Annotated in this window: 17 protein-coding genes and 1 pseudogene; 11 read left to right on the plus strand and 7 right to left on the minus strand. The window is 52.0% G+C overall.

Annotation, left to right across the window (positions count from 1 at the left end):
* Positions 1 to 19 precede the first annotated feature (19 nt).
* Complete coding sequence (gene adhE / locus PGR29_RS11790; protein ID WP_087857943.1) at positions 20 to 2,698, minus strand: bifunctional acetaldehyde-CoA/alcohol dehydrogenase; 2,679 nt, start codon at positions 2,696 to 2,698, stop codon at positions 20 to 22.
* Between the two features lie 478 nt (positions 2,699 to 3,176).
* Here adhE and PGR29_RS11795 point away from each other — a divergent pair, with 478 nt between their 5' ends.
* From PGR29_RS11795 to PGR29_RS11825, 7 genes are all read left to right on the plus strand, one after another.
* On the plus strand, positions 3,177 to 3,824 hold the full coding sequence (locus PGR29_RS11795; RefSeq protein ID WP_045397549.1) for a YchE family NAAT transporter: 648 nt from the start codon (positions 3,177 to 3,179) through the stop codon (positions 3,822 to 3,824).
* Between the two features lie 753 nt (positions 3,825 to 4,577).
* Positions 4,578 to 6,209 carry an oligopeptide ABC transporter substrate-binding protein OppA gene (gene oppA / locus PGR29_RS11800; protein WP_045397547.1) on the plus strand — a complete coding sequence of 544 codons (1,632 nt, stop codon included), beginning with the start codon at positions 4,578 to 4,580 and terminating at the stop codon, positions 6,207 to 6,209.
* A gap of 84 nt (positions 6,210 to 6,293) precedes the next feature.
* Positions 6,294 to 7,214 (plus strand): oligopeptide ABC transporter permease OppB, encoded by a 921-nt coding sequence (gene oppB / locus PGR29_RS11805; protein WP_015367069.1) that lies wholly within the window; start codon positions 6,294 to 6,296, stop codon positions 7,212 to 7,214.
* 14 nt (positions 7,215 to 7,228) lie between these two features.
* Entirely contained in the window at positions 7,229 to 8,137 is a 909-nt protein-coding gene (gene oppC, locus PGR29_RS11810) for an oligopeptide ABC transporter permease OppC (protein WP_087857941.1), read from the plus strand.
* Positions 8,138 to 8,148: 11 nt separating this feature from the next.
* A complete protein-coding gene (locus PGR29_RS11815) occupies positions 8,149 to 9,162 on the plus strand; it encodes an ABC transporter ATP-binding protein (protein ID WP_113374162.1) in 1,014 nt (337 codons plus the stop codon).
* Positions 9,159 to 10,163, plus strand: coding sequence for a murein tripeptide/oligopeptide ABC transporter ATP-binding protein OppF (gene oppF / locus PGR29_RS11820; RefSeq protein WP_059304977.1), 1,005 nt, complete (start codon positions 9,159 to 9,161; stop codon positions 10,161 to 10,163). The genes PGR29_RS11815 and oppF overlap by 4 nt, the downstream gene beginning before the upstream one ends.
* A 16-nt stretch (positions 10,164 to 10,179) precedes the next feature.
* On the plus strand, positions 10,180 to 11,046 hold the full coding sequence (locus tag PGR29_RS11825) for an ion transporter (RefSeq protein ID WP_162750197.1): 867 nt from the start codon (positions 10,180 to 10,182) through the stop codon (positions 11,044 to 11,046).
* Positions 11,047 to 11,114: 68 nt separating this feature from the next.
* Here the strand turns inward: PGR29_RS11825 and PGR29_RS11830 are convergent, their stop codons facing one another.
* A complete protein-coding gene (locus PGR29_RS11830) occupies positions 11,115 to 11,444 on the minus strand; it encodes an HI1450 family dsDNA-mimic protein (protein WP_015367064.1) in 330 nt (109 codons plus the stop codon).
* Positions 11,445 to 11,478: 34 nt separating this feature from the next.
* Complete coding sequence (gene cls, locus PGR29_RS11835) at positions 11,479 to 12,939, minus strand: cardiolipin synthase (protein WP_045397543.1); 1,461 nt, start codon at positions 12,937 to 12,939, stop codon at positions 11,479 to 11,481.
* A 144-nt stretch (positions 12,940 to 13,083) separates the two neighbouring features.
* On the opposite strand from cls, the gene PGR29_RS11840 reads away from it, so the two are divergent.
* Complete coding sequence (locus PGR29_RS11840; protein WP_086538044.1) at positions 13,084 to 13,257, plus strand: YciY family protein; 174 nt, start codon at positions 13,084 to 13,086, stop codon at positions 13,255 to 13,257.
* 52 nt (positions 13,258 to 13,309) lie between these two features.
* Here PGR29_RS11840 and PGR29_RS11845 read toward each other — a convergent pair whose 3' ends face one another.
* A complete protein-coding gene (locus tag PGR29_RS11845) occupies positions 13,310 to 13,606 on the minus strand; it encodes a YciI family protein (RefSeq protein WP_015367051.1) in 297 nt (98 codons plus the stop codon).
* Positions 13,607 to 13,816: 210 nt separating this feature from the next.
* Here PGR29_RS11845 and tonB point away from each other — a divergent pair, with 210 nt between their 5' ends.
* Complete coding sequence (gene tonB / locus PGR29_RS11850; protein WP_271031887.1) at positions 13,817 to 14,557, plus strand: TonB system transport protein TonB; 741 nt, start codon at positions 13,817 to 13,819, stop codon at positions 14,555 to 14,557.
* 43 nt (positions 14,558 to 14,600) lie between these two features.
* Here tonB and PGR29_RS11855 read toward each other — a convergent pair whose 3' ends face one another.
* The 3 genes from PGR29_RS11855 to pfkB all read right to left on the minus strand — a co-directional run bounded on the left by PGR29_RS11855 (position 14,601) and on the right by pfkB (position 16,870).
* Entirely contained in the window at positions 14,601 to 15,461 is an 861-nt protein-coding gene (locus tag PGR29_RS11855; protein WP_087857938.1) for a fructosamine kinase family protein, read from the minus strand.
* Between the two features lie 105 nt (positions 15,462 to 15,566).
* Entirely contained in the window at positions 15,567 to 15,851 is a 285-nt protein-coding gene (gene ghoS, locus PGR29_RS11860) for a type V toxin-antitoxin system endoribonuclease antitoxin GhoS (protein ID WP_087857937.1), read from the minus strand.
* Between the two features lie 86 nt (positions 15,852 to 15,937).
* On the minus strand, positions 15,938 to 16,870 hold the full coding sequence (gene pfkB / locus PGR29_RS11865) for a 6-phosphofructokinase II (protein WP_087857936.1): 933 nt from the start codon (positions 16,868 to 16,870) through the stop codon (positions 15,938 to 15,940).
* Positions 16,871 to 17,227: 357 nt separating this feature from the next.
* Between pfkB and PGR29_RS11870 the strand changes: the two genes are divergently transcribed.
* A complete protein-coding gene (locus tag PGR29_RS11870) occupies positions 17,228 to 17,986 on the plus strand; it encodes a DUF481 domain-containing protein (protein ID WP_316424567.1) in 759 nt (252 codons plus the stop codon).
* Positions 17,987 to 18,589: 603 nt separating this feature from the next.
* A pseudogene (locus PGR29_RS11875) lies at positions 18,590 to 19,576 on the plus strand (IS3 family transposase).
* Positions 19,577 to 19,598 lie beyond the last annotated feature (22 nt).

Raw genomic sequence — 19,598 nt, forward strand, 5'->3', positions numbered from 1 at the left:
TTCATATCAATGCCGTGAATTAAGCGGATTTTTTCGCTTTTTTCTCTGCTTTGACTGGAGCAGCTTCTTTTTTCACAGCCGCAGCTTCGCCTTCGACAAAGTCACGACCGTAGTAGGTATCCAGCAGAATCTGTTTCAGCTCGGCGATCAGAGGGTAGCGCGGGTTAGCGCCGGTGCACTGGTCATCAAAGGCGTCTTCAGACAGCTTATCAACGTGAGCCAGGAAGTCAGCTTCCTGAACGCCGGCTTCGCGGATAGATTTCGGAATACCCAGTTCAGCTTTCAGGCTTTCCAGCCATGCCAGCAGTTTCTCGATTTTCGCAGCAGTGCGGTCGCCCGGAGCGCTCAGGCCCAGGTGGTCTGCGATCTCGGCGTAACGACGGCGAGCCTGCGGACGGTCATACTGACTGAATGCGGTCTGCTTGGTCGGGTTGTCATTCGCGTTATAGCGGATAACGTTGCAGATCAGCAGGGCGTTTGCCAGACCGTGCGGAATGTGGAACTGCGAGCCCAGTTTGTGAGCCATTGAGTGGCACACGCCCAGGAAGGCGTTAGCAAACGCGATACCAGCGATAGTGGCGGCACTGTGCACACGTTCGCGGGCTACCGGGTTCTTAGAACCTTCATGGTAAGAGGCCGGCAGATACTCTTTCAGCAGTTTCAGCGCCTGCAGAGCCTGACCATCGGAGAACTCAGAGGCCAGTACGGAAACGTAAGCTTCCAGGGCGTGAGTTACGGCATCCAGACCACCGAAGGCACAGAGAGACTTCGGCATATCCATGACGAGGTTGGCATCGACAATCGCCATATCCGGAGTCAGCGCGTAGTCGGCCAGCGGATATTTCTGTCCAGTTGCATCGTCGGTTACCACGGCGAACGGGGTAACTTCAGAACCGGTACCGGAAGTGGTGGTAATGGCAACCATCTTGGCTTTGACGCCCATTTTCGGGAACTTGTAGATACGTTTACGGATATCCATAAAGCGCAGCGCCAGTTCTTCGAAGTGGGTTTCCGGGTGCTCATACATGACCCACATGATTTTGGCTGCATCCATCGGGGAACCGCCGCCCAGCGCGATGATTACGTCTGGTTTGAAGGAGTTGGCCAGATCCGCGCCTTTACGCACGATGGTCAGCGTTGGGTCAGCTTCAACTTCAAAGAATACTTCGGTTTCTACGCCAGCCGCTTTCAATACGGAAGTGATCTGGTCTGCATAACCGTTGTTGAACAGGAAGCGGTCAGTCACAATCAGCGCGCGTTTGTGACCATCAGTAATCACTTCATCCAGTGCGATTGGCAGTGAGCCACGACGGAAGTAGATAGATTTCGGAAGTTTATGCCACAACATGTTTTCAGCTCGCTTAGCAACGGTTTTCTTGTTGATCAGGTGTTTCGGACCAACGTTTTCAGAGATGGAGTTACCACCCCAGGAACCACAACCCAGAGTCAGGGAAGGTGCGAGTTTGAAGTTATACAGGTCGCCGATACCACCCTGAGAAGCCGGGGTGTTGATCAGGATACGCGCGGTTTTCATCATCTGGCCGAAGTAGGCCACGCGAGTCGGCTGGTTGTCCTGGTCGGTGTACAGGCAAGAGGTATGGCCGATACCGCCCATGGCGACCAGTTTTTCTGCTTTATTGACCGCGTCTTCGAAATCTTTCGCACGGTACATTGCCAGCGTCGGGGACAGTTTTTCGTGAGCGAACGGTTCGCTTTCGTCAACGTCGGTAACTTCGCCGATCAGAATCTTAGTGGTGGCCGGCACGGTGAAGCCCGCCAGTTCGGCGATTTTTGCCGCTGGCTGACCAACGATAGCCGCGTTCAGCGCGCCATTTTTCAGGATAATGTCCTGAACCGCTTTCAGTTCTTTGCCCTGCAGCAGGTAGCCGCCGTGGCTGGCAAAGCGTTCGCGAACGGCATCGTATACAGAGTCAACGACGACGACAGACTGTTCAGAAGCACAGATAACGCCGTTATCGAAGGTTTTTGACATCAGTACGGACGCTACTGCGCGTTTAATATCGGCAGTTTCATCGATGACAACCGGCGTGTTGCCTGCGCCAACGCCGATAGCTGGTTTACCAGAACTATAAGCGGCTTTAACCATACCTGGGCCACCGGTGGCGAGGATCAGGTTGATGTCAGGGTGGTGCATCAATGCATTAGACAGTTCTACTGAAGGTTGGTCGATCCAACCAATCAAATCTTTCGGCGCGCCTGCGGCAATCGCCGCCTGCAATACAATATCCGCCGCCTTGTTAGTTGCGTCTTTAGCACGCGGGTGCGGAGAGAAGATGATGGCGTTACGCGTCTTCAGGCTGATCAGCGATTTGAAGATTGCCGTTGAGGTTGGGTTGGTAGTCGGGACGATACCGCAAATAATACCGATTGGTTCAGCAATGGTGATGGTACCGAAAGTGTCGTCTTCAGACAGGACGCCACAGGTTTTTTCATCTTTATAGGCGTTGTAGATATATTCGGAGGCGAAGTGGTTTTTGATCACTTTATCTTCAATAATACCCATGCCGGATTCGGCAACGGCCATTTTTGCGAGAGGGATTCGAGCATCTGCAGCGGCCAGAGCGGCGGCACGGAAGATCTTATCAACTTGTTCTTGAGTGAAACTGGCATATTCACGCTGGGCTTTTTTTACGCGCTCTACAAGTGCGTTAAGTTCAGCGACATTAGTAACAGCCATAATGCTCTCCTGATAATGTTAAACTTTTTTAGTAAAACAGTAGCTCGATTCGACATTATAGACAGGCTGTTAACAGCTTGCATGTAAATGTTAACGTAAAGATTTCTAACGCTTTGAACACACTGATTTACTAAAAAAGCTTTGTCTTACTACGCACTCAGGTACTTCGGCCTTTCACTCTGTTGGTGTAGCCAAGATTACTCACTTCTGAGTATGAATTACGTGATTTGGATCAATATTTGGCGATGCTGATACCTTTCAGCAGGGCAATAATTGACCAGTTAAATCATGAGGAGTGATAAGGTATGCATATTTAATGAATAAAGCGCATACATTAAACAAATATATAACAAATAAAATCAATCAGCCGCGGCTGCATATTTGAGATGAATTGTGGCTATGAAAAGGGTATCTTCTGCCAAATTAATTCGTACTGACGCTGTCAACAGCCTTTTTTAATGGTGCTGCGGAGTTCACTGTGACCCTACCGTTGTTTGATTTCGCTGTTTATTTTAAATTTTTTATCGGCCTGTTCGCGCTGGTCAATCCGGTCGGCATCATTCCGGTTTTCATTAGTATGACCAGTTATCAGACGGCGCTGGTACGTAATAAGACGAATCTGACGGCTAACCTGTCGGTGGCTATCATCCTCCTTACCTCGCTTTTCCTCGGTGATGGAATCTTGCAAATTTTCGGCATCTCAATTGATTCTTTCCGTATCGCGGGGGGGATCCTGGTGGTGACTATCGCCATGTCGATGATCAGCGGGAAACTCGGCGAGGATAAACAAAACAAACAGGAAAAGTCGGAGACGGCCATTCGTGAAAGCATCGGTGTCGTACCGTTAGCGCTGCCTTTAATGGCGGGGCCGGGGGCGATAAGTTCCACGATCGTGTGGGGCACGCGTTATCACTCAATTGCCCATCTGATCGGTTTTTCAATCGCCATTGCGCTGTTTGCCGCCTGTTGTTGGGGAATCTTTCGCATGGCCCCATGGTTGGTCAGATTGCTGGGGCAGACCGGAATTAACGTCATTACGCGTATCATGGGTCTGTTGCTGATGGCTTTAGGGATCGAGTTTATCGTCACCGGGATTAAAGCGCTGTTTCCTGGATTAACAGGGTGACTGACGCAGCAGACGCGGGGCGCTGAGCCTCGCGTTTGAAAGATTATTAGCAAAACTTATCCCTGTCGTTGCTATAAATGGCAAGCGATAACTTTTGCTGATAATGATTTTATTTTATATTTATCATATTGTTAGTTGTTTTTATTCTATCTCGTCAGACTGTTTTTCTCCCCTCATCACTGTTATTTTTGTCACATCATTCTCTGGCGCTTGCTGTCGGATCATCGAAATGATATTAGTAATTTCTTCGAGACAGCAGATTAATGTGCTAAAAATTAGACAATTGTTAAATTTTTGTGCAAAAAAGCAACTTTGCGTACAGAGCGGGAACGTAAAACGACAGGGTGTTCCTATCCGTGTGATTTTAAACGCTATTTTTGCTTTTTAAACGTCATAAGTCTCAGGTTAAGCACGGTAAAAAAAACAATAAAAGAGAATCCGGTAACATATTTGCAAATTGCATTGGCGGACAAGAAACCGTTTTGGTACTTTCCGGCCTGATCGCTAACTAAATAATGTGCACAAATGAGAATTATTATTACATAACTCATTGTGCCGGCATTCCCCCTCTGGACAGGGGATAAAGAATCGACGTCAAGGCTGCCGTTTGAGCGGTCGTAATAAATAAGTCGGTGATAGCAAGCAGTAGAATCTGACAGCGGCAAAGACTCCTGCACTGTACAGAATCCCTATAAGGGAAAAATAACAGGCTGGTTAAATAACCAGTAATTATAATGAGTGGAGTAACAACACATGACCATCATCACTAAAAAAAGTCTGGTAGCGGCGGGAATTTTATCTGCGCTCATCACCGCAAATGTTGCTATGGCAGCTGATGTCCCTGCCGGGGTGCAACTGGCGGATAAACAAACGCTGGTACGTAATAACGGGGCAGAGGTGCAATCTCTGGATCCGCATAAAATTGAAGGTGTACCGGAGTCCAACGTTAACCGCGATCTGTTTGAAGGGTTAGTGATTGGCGATCTTAACGGCCATCCAGTTCCGGGCGTTGCCGAATCGTGGGATAACAAGGATTTTAAAGTCTGGACTTTCCATATTCGCAAAGATGCCAAATGGTCCGACGGTTCACCGGTTACCGCGCAAGATTTCGTTTATAGCTGGCAGCGTTTGGCGGATCCGAAAACGGCATCACCTTACGCCAGCTATCTTCAGTATGGCCATGTGGCTAACGTCGATGAGATTATTGCCGGCAAAAAACCGGCAACCGATCTCGGCGTCAAAGCGATCGATGACAAAACGTTTGAAGTCACGCTGAGCGAACCGGTTCCGTATTTCTATAAACTCCTCGTCCATCCATCCGTTTCTCCAGTACCAAAAGCCGCCATCGAAAAATATGGCGAGAAATGGACGCAGCCTGCGAATATCGTCACCAACGGCGCCTATAAATTAAAAGACTGGGTGGTGAACGAACGTATTGTGCTCGAGCGTAATACGAATTACTGGGACAACGCCAAAACCGTTATTAACCAGGTAACTTACCTGCCAATTTCTTCTGAAGTTACCGATGTCAACCGCTACCGCAGCGGCGAAATCGACATGACTTATAACAACATGCCGATTGAACTGTTCCAGAAGCTGAAAAAAGAGATTCCGAAAGAAGTTCACGTCGATCCTTATCTGTGTACTTATTATTACGAAATCAATAACCAGAAAGCGCCATTTACCGACGTACGCGTCCGTACCGCGCTTAAGCTGGCGCTGGATCGCGATATTATCGTTAATAAAGTGAAAAACCAGGGCGATCTGCCGGCTTACAGTTATACCCCGCCATACACCGATGGCATGAAACTTGTTGAACCGGAGTGGTTCAAATGGTCTCAGGACAAGCGTAATGAAGAAGCGAAAAAATTGCTGGCGGAAGCCGGCTATACCGCTGATAAGCCGCTGACCTTTAACCTGCTGTATAACACCTCTGATTTACATAAAAAACTGGCTATCGCCGTGGCGTCCATCTGGAAGAAAAACCTTGGCGCTAACGTTAAGCTGGAAAATCAGGAGTGGAAAACCTTCCTCGATAGCCGTCATCAGGGCACCTTTGACGTCGCGCGCGCTGGCTGGTGCGCTGATTACAATGAGCCGACATCGTTCCTGAACACCATGCTCAGCGACAGCTCTAACAACACGGCGCATTATAAGAGCCCGGCATTCGATAAGATCATCGGCGATACTCTGCAGGTCACCGATGAAGCGAAACGCGCCGAGCTGTACGCGCAGTCCGAACAACAGCTGGATAAAGATTCCGCGATTGTTCCTGTTTACTACTATGTGAACGCACGCCTGGTTAAACCGTGGGTTGGCGGTTATACCGGTAAAGACCCGTTGGATAATATTTACGTGAAGAACCTTTATATTATCAAACATTAATGGCAAGACGTGGGGCAGGCTGAGCTTGCCCCACCGTGTCTGAATTCATCGCACTCGATAGGCACAGGCCAGAAGGTACGGGCAATGTTAAAATTCATATTACGTCGCTGTCTGGAAGCGATTCCGACGCTATTTATTCTTATTACTATCTCTTTCTTCATGATGCGCCTCGCGCCGGGCAGTCCTTTTACCGGTGAACGCACGCTGCCGCCGGAAGTCATGGCGAACATTGAAGCGAAATATCATTTAAACGACCCCATCATGACCCAGTACTTCAATTATCTGAAGCAACTGGCGCACGGTGATTTCGGTCCTTCCTTCAAATATAAAGATTATTCGGTGAACGATCTGGTTGCATCAAGCTTCCCGGTTTCCGCCAAATTGGGCCTTGCAGCCTTCTTATTAGCCGTGATTCTTGGCGTTAGCGCCGGGGTTATTGCCGCCTTAAAACAGAATACCAAATGGGACTACGCGGTGATGGGGGTGGCAATGACCGGCGTCGTCATACCGAGTTTCGTGGTGGCGCCGCTGCTGGTGATGATTTTCGCCATCACGCTGCACTGGCTGCCTGGCGGCGGCTGGAACGGCGGGGCACTGAAATTTATGATCCTGCCGATGGTGGCGTTATCGCTGGCCTATATTGCCAGTATCGCCCGTATCACCCGCGGTTCGATGATTGAAGTTTTGCACTCTAACTTCATCCGCACCGCGCGGGCGAAAGGCCTGCCGATGCGCAGAATTATCTTCCGCCACGCGCTGAAGCCTGCGTTGCTGCCGGTGCTTTCCTATATGGGCCCGGCGTTCGTTGGCATTATCACTGGCTCAATGGTTATCGAGACAATTTACGGCCTGCCGGGTATTGGCCAGTTATTCGTCAACGGAGCGCTTAACCGCGACTACTCGCTGGTGCTCAGCCTGACGATTCTGGTCGGCGCGCTGACCATTCTGTTTAACGCGATCGTCGACGTGCTGTACGCCGTCATCGATCCGAAAATTCGCTACTGAAGCCGGAGTTCGCCATGATGTTAAGTAAGAAAAATAGCGAGGCGCTGGAGAACTTCAGTGAGAAACTGGAAGTTGAAGGCCGTAGCCTGTGGCAGGATGCGCGTCGCCGCTTTATGCATAACCGCGCGGCGGTGGCCAGCCTGATTGTGCTGGTGATTATTGCGCTGTTTGTGACTATCGCTCCAATGCTGTCGCAGTTTTCCTATTTCGATACCGACTGGGGGATGATGTCTAACGCTCCGGATATGGAGTCTGGTCACTATTTTGGCACCGATTCATCCGGTCGCGACCTGCTGGTGCGCGTGGCGATAGGCGGACGCATATCGCTGATGGTTGGCGTGGCTGCGGCGCTGGTGGCGGTGATCCTCGGCACCCTCTATGGTTCACTTTCCGGTTATCTCGGCGGCAAAGTGGACTCGGTGATGATGCGTTTACTGGAAATCCTCAACTCCTTCCCGTTCATGTTCTTCGTGATCCTGCTGGTGACCTTCTTTGGTCAGAACATCCTGCTGATCTTTGTGGCTATCGGGATGGTGTCGTGGCTGGATATGGCGCGTATCGTACGCGGTCAGACCCTGAGTCTGAAACGTAAAGAGTTCATCGAAGCCGCGCAGGTCGGCGGGGTCTCCACCGCGAATATCGTTATTCGTCATATTGTGCCGAACGTCCTGGGCGTGGTGGTGGTTTACGCTTCACTGCTGGTACCCAGCATGATTCTGTTCGAATCCTTCCTGAGCTTCCTCGGCCTTGGCACCCAGGAACCGCTGAGCAGTTGGGGCGCGTTACTCAGTGATGGCGCCAACTCAATGGAAGTCTCGCCGTGGCTGTTGTTGTTCCCTGCCGGTTTCCTGGTGGTAACGCTGTTTTGTTTTAACTTTATCGGCGATGGCCTGCGTGATGCCCTCGACCCGAAAGACCGCTAAGGAGCGCCGTCATGAGCACAATTGAAATGGCTAAAGCGCCGCAGGCCGCGCAGCAAAGCGGTCTGCTGCTGGATGTGAAGGATCTTCGGGTGACGTTTAAAACGCCGGACGGCGATGTCACCGCGGTTAACGATCTGAATTTTAACCTGCGGGCCGGCGAAACCTTAGGAATCGTCGGTGAGTCAGGTTCCGGGAAATCGCAAACGGCATTCGCGCTAATGGGGCTTTTGGCCGCGAATGGTCATATTAGCGGTTCCGCCACTTTTAACGGTCGCGAAATCCTTAATTTGCCCGAGCGCGATCTGAATAAGCTGCGTGCCGAACAGATTTCGATGATTTTCCAGGACCCGATGACGTCGTTGAACCCTTATATGCGGGTTGGCGAGCAGCTGATGGAAGTGCTGATGCTGCATAAAGGGCTGAGCAAAGCCGCGGCTTTTGAAGAGTCGGTAAGAATGCTCGATGCGGTGAAGATGCCGGAAGCGCGTAAGCGCATGAAGATGTTCCCGCACGAGTTCTCCGGCGGGATGCGCCAGCGCGTGATGATTGCCATGGCGCTGTTATGTCGGCCAAAACTGCTGATTGCCGATGAACCGACCACCGCGTTGGACGTCACCGTGCAGGCGCAGATCATGACCCTGCTTAACGAGCTGAAGCGCGAGTTTAACACCGCGATTATAATGATTACCCACGACCTCGGCGTGGTAGCGGGGATCTGCGATAAGGTTCTGGTGATGTATGCCGGGCGTACCATGGAATACGGTCAGGCGCGAGACGTCTTCTATCAACCGTCGCACCCGTACTCGATTGGTTTACTCAATGCGGTACCGCGTCTCGATGGCGAAGGCGATTCCTTGCTAACAATTCCTGGTAACCCGCCGAACCTGCTGCGTCTGCCGAAAGGCTGTCCGTTCCAGCCGCGCTGCCCGCATGCCATGGAAATCTGTAATAGCGCTCCGCCTCTGGAGTCGTTTGCGCCAGGCCGCCTGCGCGCTTGCTTTAAACCGGTAGGGGATCTGCTATGAACGCCGTGATCGAACAAAGAAAAGTGCTGCTCGAAATTGCCGATCTGAAAGTGCATTTTGATATTAAAGATGGCAAGCAATGGTTCTGGCAACCGTCAAAAACGCTCAAAGCGGTGGATGGCGTTACTCTGCGCCTGTATGAAGGCGAAACGCTGGGCGTGGTCGGCGAATCCGGTTGCGGTAAATCGACCTTCGCCCGCGCCATCATCGGCCTGGTGAAAGCTACCGACGGTAAAGTGGCCTGGCTTGGAAAAGATCTGTTAGGCATGAAGCCGGAAGAGTGGCGCGACGTGCGCAGCGATATCCAGATGATCTTCCAGGATCCTTTAGCATCGCTGAATCCGCGTATGACCATTGGCGAAATCATCGCTGAACCGCTGCGGACCTATCATCCTAAGATGTCTCGTCAGGAAGTGCGCGATCGCGTGAAGGCGATGATGATGAAGGTCGGCCTGTTGCCGAACCTGATTAACCGCTATCCGCATGAATTCTCCGGCGGCCAATGTCAGCGCATTGGTATCGCTCGCGCGCTGATCCTTGAGCCTAAATTGATCATTTGCGATGAGCCAGTATCGGCGCTGGACGTTTCCATTCAGGCGCAGGTGGTGAACTTACTACAGCAGCTGCAGCGGGAGATGGGGCTATCGTTGATTTTTATCGCCCACGACCTGGCGGTAGTGAAACACATTTCCGACCGCGTGTTGGTCATGTATTTAGGCCATGCGGTGGAGTTGGGCACCTATGATGAGGTGTATCATAATCCGCTGCATCCTTATACCAAAGCGCTGATGTCGGCCGTACCGGTGCCGGATCCGGATCTGGAGAAGAATAAAACCATCCAACTATTGGAAGGGGAATTACCTTCACCGATTAATCCGCCTTCGGGTTGCGTATTTCGCACCCGATGTCCATTGGCCGGGCCCGAATGCGCCAAAACGCGGCCGGTGCTGGAGGGCAGTTTCCGCCATGCGGTTTCCTGCCTGAAGGTAGACCCGTTATAATCACTCGGGCTGACTGATGTCAGCCCTTTTTTATTGTGAGGTTAACGTGGCAGTTTCGCTCTCCGCCGCCCGTTTGCGGCTATACCATCTACTCTTCGATCAAACTCGTCGCTCCGGCCGTCGTTTTGAAGGGCTTTGCGGTTTATTCGCCCTGTTAAGCGTGGTCATTATTTTTGTTGAGTCCGGACTCGGCTCGCAATATCACCTGTCGCTTGATGAGTGGCATGTTTTTGTTTGGCTGGAGCTGGGGGTTACCGCGGTCTTCACCGCAGAATATATTCTACGCGTTATAAGCTGGCCGAATCCGCTACGCTATATCTTCAGCTTCTGGGGATTTATCGATCTGGCGACCGTTTTACCGCTGTATGTAATGTGGTTATGGCCGGAAATGAGCCTCGAGTATGTCTTTGCCTGGCGGGCCATGCGGGTTATCCGCGCGCTGCGTATTCTTAAACTGCTGCGCTTTATGCCGTCGCTGAATATTTTTTGGCGGGCTATCGTCAGCGCCCGTCATCAGCTCATTCTGTTTTACTCGTTTATTGCTATTGTGATGGTGATTTTCGGCTCGCTGATGTATTTAATTGAAGGGCCGCAATACGGGTTTACCACCTTAAATGCTTCGGTCTATTGGGCAATCGTCACAATTACTACCGTGGGATACGGCGACATTACGCCACATACTCCATTAGGGCGGATACTCGCCTCTGTACTTATTCTCATCGGTTATTCTATCATCGCCATCCCAACCGGGCTGATAACGACACATATGACTACGGCGCTGCAAAACCGACGCGCTCGCCGCGTTTGCCCAAACTGCAATAACGCCGAGCATGATAAAAATGCCCGTTTCTGCCACGCTTGCGGAACAGAATTACCGCAATAACATATAAAACAAAAAGCCTGCCGATATTACTGTCGGCAGGCTTTTTTACAGGCGCATTAGCTTAATGCTTATTCGCGCCACAGAATATGGCACAGTTTGTGATCTTTTTCCCGGCACAGCAGAACGCGAGCGAAAATATCGTTGATCTCGCCGCCATCGGTATCGGCAAGGCCAATAACGACTTCGGCGAAGAAATCTGGATTGAGGTCGTAATCGACATGCTCTTGCCAGTCTTCCGCCGGGTCAAACAGTTCTGCGCCGCCGCGCTCCTCAAACTGCAGGTTGAAAAGGATGATATCTGCCGGGTCGAGGTTATCCGCCGCCAGCTCAAGAAAGATATCGTAAGCCTGTTCGAGCGTTTCGTCTTCGGTCAGGCGATTGTTTAAATCCATATCCATGATTGCTACCCGTTAAGCATCTGATGGGCACGTTTTACAGCAACGGGCTGAAGAAGTAAAACAGTCGCTCTGCGATCCGCTGCCATAGCGGGCGTTTGGCCCACAATTTTGCATCCAGCAGGCGTGAACGGGAGATGTAATCGTCCTGCACCGCCGCCAGGTCGCCGCCGAAGCCCACGTCGTCGATCGCCAGCGTGATCTCGAAATTAAGCCACAGGCTGCGCATATCGAGATTAACGGTACCGACCAGGCTCAATTCGCCATCCACCAGCACGCTTTTGGTATGTAGCAGGCCGCCTTCGAATTGGTAAATTTTCACGCCAGCGGCAAGCAGTTCAGTGAAGAAGGCGCGGCTGGCCCAGCCTACCAGCAGGGAGTCGTTTTTGCGCGGCATAATAATACTGACCTCGACGCCGCGCTGGGCTGCGGTACAGATGGCGTGCAGCAGGTCATCGCTGGGGACGAAGTAGGGGGTGGTCATAATCAGGTGTTCTTTCGCCGCATAGGCTGCGGTTAACAACGCTTGATGAATCAAATCTTCCGGGAAGCCGGGACCGGATGCAATGGTATGAATGGTATGCCCGTTAGCCTCTTCAAACGGCATGATGTTGACGTCCGGCGGCGGGGGCAAAATTCGCTTGCCGGTTTCAATTTCCCAGTCGCAGGAGTAGACGATCCCCATCGCCGTGGCCACCGGGCCTTCCATTCGCGCCATCAGATCGACCCACTGACCGACGCCGGAATCCTGTTTGAAGTAGCGCGGATCGACCATATTCATGCTGCCGGTGTAGGCGATATAGTTGTCAATCATCACCATTTTACGGTGCTGGCGCAGATCCATACGACGTAAGAATACACGCATCAGGTTAACTTTAAGCGCTTCAACCACCTCGATACCGGCGTTACGCATCATGGCCGCCCACGGGCTGCGGAAAAAGGCGACGCTACCGGCTGAATCGAGCATCAGTCGACAATGCACGCCGCGACGCGCGGCGGCCATCAACGATTCCGCCACCTGGTCGGCCATCCCGCCGGGCTGCCAGATGTAGAACACCATTTCGATGTTATGCCGCGCCAGCTGGATGTCTCGAATCAGCGCCTGCATCACATCATCAGATTCGGTCAGCAGCTGTAGCTGGTTACCTTTTACGCCAGCGATCCCCTGGCGACGTTCACAGAGTTTGAACAGTGATTCGGCAACCGGGCTATTTTCTTCAGCAAAGATATGTTTGCAGCTTTTTAGGTCCGTTAGCCATTTGGCGGTGGAGGGCCACATGGCGCGAGCGCGCTCGGCTCGACGCTTACCAAGATGCAGTTCGCCGAAGGAGAGGTAAGCGATAATTCCCACCAGCGGCAGGATATAAATAATCAGTAACCATGCCATGGCGGAAGGTACCGCGCGGCGTTTCATTAGAATGCGTAATGTAACACCTGCAATCAACAGCCAGTACCCCAGAATGACCAGCCAGTTTACGACCGTGTAAAAGGTTGTCATAGATGAAAAATCCTTTTGAATAGCCCGATGCCATGAGTTTACGCATCATCATCCATCTGGCAAATAAAAACGCAGCGAAAGCGATGGTCAGACAGATTCATCGGTTTATAATGAGGGCTGTTTTTCACTCGTAGAGTAGTAGCAATGAAGCGTAGTAGAACGGAAGTAGGGCGCTGGCGCATGCTTAGACAGGTAAGTCGCCGTAAATCGCGCTGGCTGGAAGCCCAATCTCGCCGCAACATGCGGATTCTTTCAATCAGGAAGTGCCTGGTCAAACGGCAACGTCATGCTTTGCTGTTCACCTTCTCTGAATTCTGAGCGTTAAAACGAAAGGCACCGCTTGCGGTGCCTCTGTGTTTTAAGCGCTTGATTAAAATACTTTCTTGTAAGGTTTTACCGAGACGTGCTGATAGACGCCCGCGGCGATATAGGGGTCATCGTTGGCCCAGGACTGCGCCGCTTCCAGCGATTCAAATTCTGCGATAACCGTTGAGCCGCTAAATCCTGCCGCGCCAGGTTCATTGCTATCTACCGCGGGCATCGGGCCTGCGGTCAGTAAACGGCCTTCATCATGTAATAGTTGTAGGCGCGCCAGATGGGCAGGGCGCACCGCCTGGCGTTTTTCCAGAGAATCGGCGATATCTTCTGCGTAGATGACGTAAAGCACGGCAAGGCTCCTTAATCAAAAAATTGGCAAATCACGTGACGTGAAAGCGTTATGAGCAGCAATGTAAGATGCGCACGCCTTTAGCATGCCACGGCACGCCGGTTTTTTTCCACAAAACGAGGCAAAATTTGATGCAGGATAACACGCCTTATTGAATATGATTGCTATTTGCATTTAAAATCAGGGCATCATTTTTCAACAGAAACGACTATGAGCGCAATGACCCTTGATTTACCTCGCCGCTTTCCGTGGCCAACGCTGCTGTCCGTGGCTATCCACGGTGCCGTTGTGGCGGGGTTGCTTTATACCTCGGTACATCAGGTTATTGAAAAGCCTTCGCCTTCACAGCCAATCGAAATAACAATGGTGGCGCCGGCGGATTTAGAGCCTCCGCAGGCGGCGCAGCCGGTCGTTGAACCCGTTGTTGAACCGGAGCCGGAACCGGAGCCTGAAGTGGTGCCTGAGCCGCCAAAAGAGGCGCCAGTGGTTATTCACAAACCGGAACCGAAGCCCAAACCTAAGCCGAAACCAAAGCCTAAACCAGAGAAAAAAGTCGAGCCGAAACGCGAGGTGAAACCCGCTGAGCCGCGCCCGGTCTCGCCGTTTGAGAACAGCAATACGGCGCCTGCGCGTACCGCGCCGAGTACGACGGCGGCAACGGCAAAACCGATGACTACCGCGCCGAGCGGTCCTAAAGCGTTGAAACGCGGCGACCCTTCTTACCCGCAACGTGCCCAGGCGCTGCGTATTGAAGGTGATGTGCGCGTGAAATTTGATGTTACTGCCGATGGTCGCGTGGAGAATATTCAGATACTCTCTGCGAAGCCGGCCAATATGTTTGAGCGTGATGTCAAAACAGCGATGCGCAAATGGCGCTACGAGGCAGGCAGGCCGGGCACTGGTTTGACGATGAACATCAAATTCCGCTTAAACGGCGTAAAAATGGATTAAACTTGCTGAAGAAAAAGGCCCCTTTGAGGGCCTTTTTTTACGCTTATTGCAGGGCTTCATCGAGCGCTTTTTGCGCGGTGACCAGATGCTGGCCGCCGAACAGAATCGCCCGATTAAGTAAGGTATAAAGCTGGTAAATCGGTTGTCGTTCAAGGAAGCCAGCAGGCAGCGGCGAGACCGACTGGTAGCCGTCGTAAATCTGCGGCGGCTGTTCCGGATGCAGAGGCAGCATTGCCAGATCGCATTCGCGATCGCCCCAATAACATGCCGGATCGAAAATATACGGCCCATTGGGCCCTAGCGCGCAGTTACCGGACCACAAGTCGCCATGTAATAAAGAGGGCTGCGGCTGATGGTTGCTGAGCCGCTGCTGTACGGTGTCGACAATGCTGTCGATATCGCCGAAGTGCAGTCCTTTTTCCGCCGCTAACTCCAGCTGCCAGCCAATGCGTTGTTCAGCGAAAAACGTTGACCAGCGGCGCTGCCAGGCATTCGGCTGCGGGGTCGTCGACAGATCGTTGTCAAAATCAAGGCCAAATTGCGGCTGGTCGCTCCACTGATGTAAATGGGCAATTTGCTGACCGAGCAGAAACGCGTTATGCGCGTCCAGCGGTCGCGGCGGTAAATATTCCATCACCAGAAAGCTGTAATCCCGATCGCTGCCGACGGCAAAGACCTGCGGAACGCTGACGGTTTTACAGCGCGAGAGCAGCTCCAGCTGATCCGCCTCCGCGGTAAAAATGGGGAGCAGCTCGCGTTCATCGCATTTGACGAAATAGTCTTTCCCGCCAAAACGTAAATGCCAGGCGGCATGGATTTCCCCGCCGGGTAGCTCGTTGCGCAGTTCGATTTCAGCGCCGTCAGTGTGCTGCTCGCTTAACAAATTGCTAATAGCTTGCCACATGCTGTCTCTCCCCATGTTTTCCACCATATCATAAGGTTAGCGTATAACCTGGCCGTAAAGTTCGAGCTAACGCACAACTGGCGCCTTCCACGATGGCGATCGCACTTATTGAGCTTTTAACCATTCGCTAAATGTGGTGATGGCTATCTCTGCTGGTCTGCCTAGAGCGGTTTCCGCAAGGCCTGCGCTTAAAGCCCGCACGTCGTCGGCGCTCTGCGCGCTCAGCAGGCCAAACGTGTTGGTGCCTAATTCATGCGTTTTTCCATCTTCGTCGTTGAGCGTCAGGACAAAACCTGCGCGGATGAAATGATTGCTGAGCTCATTTATCTCGGTCAGCGTCTGTTCCTGAAATTTAACGGTGATCACGTGCGCGGTAATATCGTTGCTCATTTTTCACTCTGTTGTTATGCATGGAATTTCTAGCATAGACCATGATAGCGAATTGACCCCCTTCACCGGAGCGAAGGGGGGCGAGACTAGCGGGCACACAGGTAATCGTAGATTTTTTGCGTATTGGCTAATGAACACAGGCGGGTGCCGTGGTTAATCGTGGCGGCGCTACCGGCGGCGACGCCAAAGCGGACCATATCTTCCAGCGAGGCGTGCTCGGCGAGACGCAAAGTCATCGCGCCGACCATACTGTCGCCGGCACCTACGGTGCTTTGGCTTTTCATCGGCGGCGGCACCACCTGTACGCTGCCGGAGGCATCAACTCCCAGCGCCCCCTGCGGGCCCAGCGAAACCACAACCCGGCGTACTTTTCCGGAGCGGATGAGCTCCAGCGCGGCATTGCGTACGTCGTCAGGCTGGCTGAGGTCGCGCTGTACCAGCGCGCTAAGCTCTTTCTGGTTCGGTTTGACCAGCTCAATGTTGCCGACGTCCAGCGCGGCGGCCAGCGCATCGCCGGAGCTGTCGATGATGCAACGTAGCCCGTGCTGCTGCGCGTTTTTTACCAGTTGAGTCAGATGCTCGACGCTGATACCGGGAGGCAGACTGCCGCTGATAACCAGCAGCGAACCGGGCTCAATCGCCAGCACTTTCTCTTCCAGGCGGCGGAACTCATCCTCGGTTAGCGCCGCGCCGGGCATGACAAAGCGATATTGTTCACCGCTGGCATCGACATGCACATGTAAGTTTTGCCGCGTCCAGTCGCGGGTTTCTATTGTTTCGACCGGGACCTGCTCGTCTGCCATCAGGGCGGTAAGATGCTCGCCGGTGGCGCCCCCAACCGGGAAAATCGCCGTCGCTTTACCCCCCAGAAAGGTAATGGCCCGGGCGACGTTGATCCCGCCGCCTCCAGGTTCGAATACCGGTGCGCTACAGCGTAATTTGCCTTCGGGGTAAATTTGCGGCGTCAGCGTTGCGCTGTCGAGTGATGGGGCCAGCGTGAGCGTATAAATTTTGGTCATCCTGTTCCTCCTTAATACGAATAAAGCTGCTTTTTTAAGCATGGCACCGAAATGGAGTGAGGGGAAGCGGGGTGGGCGGCGGATTTGCAAAGATGTCTGTGTTTTTATCTTTATGAAATAAAGATTGTTTTGGGAACCGTCTTATTCAAAAAACGAAATAGCAATTGATTGCTAAGTTATTCGTGCCTTTTTATAATCAAGCGCCTTTCTTAGGACTCGCATTCAGCGCGCCTCGCGAAAGTTTCCGGGACCTGTCGGGTCTCCTTAAATGTTGTACGGACTCTAAATTCAATGAAGGGATCTCTGGTCCATTCATCATTTGTACTGTCCTGAAGATATGTATTTTAGAGAGTTATAATGAAGCTTTTGAAGACAGTACCCGCAGCGGCATTGCTGGCGGGGGGGCTTTTTGCGTCTGTAAACGCACTGGCCGATGATTCCGTTTTTACCGTCATGGATGACCCTTCCACTGCCAAAAAACCTTTCGAAGGTGCTGTGAATGCGGGTTATCTCGCTCAGTCCGGCAATACGAAAAGCTCCTCAATGACCGCTGGCTCCACGCTGACCTGGTACGGCGACACGACGGCCTGGTCACTGTGGGGCAATGCGAGCAACACGTCCTCTAACGATCAACGCTCTTCGGAAAAATATGCCGTGGGCGGTCGTAGCCGTTATAACCTGACCGATATGAACTACGTATTTGGTCAGGCCAGCTGGCTGACCGACCGCTACAACGGTTATCAACAGCGCGACGTACTGACCGCCGGTTATGGTCGCCAGATCCTTAACGGCCCGGTTCACAGCCTGCGTTTTGAATTTGGTCCGGGCGTGCGCTATGACGAATATACCGATGGCGATAACGAAACTCAGCCGCTGGGGTATGCGTCCGGAACCTGGGCGTGGCAGATGACCGACAACGCTAAATTTACACAAGGTGTTTCGGTATTCGGGGCTGAAGACACGACGCTGAATTCGGAAAGCGCATTAAACGTGGCCATCAATGCCCACTTTGCGCTGCGCGTCGCTTATAACCTGACGTGGAACTCGCAGCCGCCGGCCTCGGCGCCTGAGCATACCGACCGCCGCACCACCTTGTCGCTCGGTTATAAAATGTAATTTACAGGCCGGGCAACCGGCCTGATTCCTGTTATTTCCTGCCGGGTATGAATACTCACTATAACGGATGATTTTTTCATTCGTTTTTTAGCGGTGGGGGGATTTATTTATGTATGCAGGTAATTTATCGATTAATTAACCGCGTGGTATGAGCGGGAATTGCCACGATAAATTGTCAGCGCCCCTTGCTATTTAAAAGAAGAATAACCATTTAGTTATTACGTCTTTAATCGCGCACTAATGATGTGTACACTAACCCTCGGTGTTATCAACGAGCGGCTGCAGGTGAGGGCGGTTCAATAGATAGACGGGCGTACTCATATTTTCGCAGAGTGAAGCGGGAGCTGAGCCACAACTCGTTGATAATTATGATTATATTGTTTTGTATGTGCTCTTTCGTGTAGGTCACTAACACTGTTTCATCCTGTTCACCTCTGTTTCGCCATCTCCCTTTAAACCCTCGCCATCATTGACTAATCCGCTTGCGGGTGTTTCACTCCGTTTTACTTTATTCCACTTTGTGCCACGGAAATTGTGTACACATCGATGTGCCCCCGAGCCCGTAGACAAATCTGCCCTATAGTTTGAGCATAGGAGGAGTCTATGGGCACACCACGTTTTACCCCTGAATTTAAGGAAGAGGTTGTCCGCCAAATCACCGAGCGGGGCTATTCCATCGCTGAAGTATCTGAACGACTCGGCGTTTCGGCGCACAGTCTTTATAAATGGCTCCGCGCTGTTAAGCCTGACAACAATGGGCAACAGACACAGGACTTACTGGATGCCAGAACAGAAATTCTCAGGCTGAAAGCGCAGCTTAAACGCACTGAGGAAGAACGGGATATTCTGAAAAAGGCGGCGCGGTACTTTGCAAGGGAGCCCGACTGAAGTACCGCTTTATCAACGATCACCTTGAAATCTGGTCGATCGTTACAATGTGTCGGGTTCTCAAGGTTGCCCGTGCCGGATTTTATGTCTGGCTCCATAACCCTGTATCTGCCTCATGAGGAAAAACAGGATACAGGCCATACATGGTTATAAAGTGCCACGCGGGACCCGGGGACGACCGTCATTGGTAGCGCCTAACCGCGTACAGCGTGAATTTACTGTAGTGAAGCCCAATCAGGTCTGGGTAACAGATATTACCAATATCCGCACCTGGCAGGGCTGGCTGTATCTGGCAGTGGTTATCGATCTCTTCGCCCGGGCTGGTCGATGAAACCAACACTATCGCGCGAGCTGGCACTGGATGCGTAGTTGATGGCTGTCTGGCGGCGTAAGCCTTCAGAAAACGTTATTGTGCACAGCGATCAGGGTAGTCAGTATGGCAGTGATGACTGGCAGCGGTTCTGCCGGGCCAACAATCTGGCGCCAAGCATGAGCCGTCGCGGAAACTGCTGGGATAATGCAGTGGCAGAATCGTTCTTCAGTTCACTCAAAAAAGAGCGCATCAGGAAGCGGATATATAAAACCCGGGACATGGCCCGGGCGGATATCTTCGATTACATTGAAGTGTTCTACAACCGTAACCGACGCCACAGCCATCTTGGTGGCGTCATCCCGGAGGCCTTCGAAAAGGCCTCGCCGTGAGGACAGAAACAGTCTACCGGAG

It is taken from the genome of Klebsiella sp. 141203, from assembly GCF_032601985.1.
Lineage (GTDB): Bacteria > Pseudomonadota > Gammaproteobacteria > Enterobacterales > Enterobacteriaceae > Klebsiella > Klebsiella aerogenes.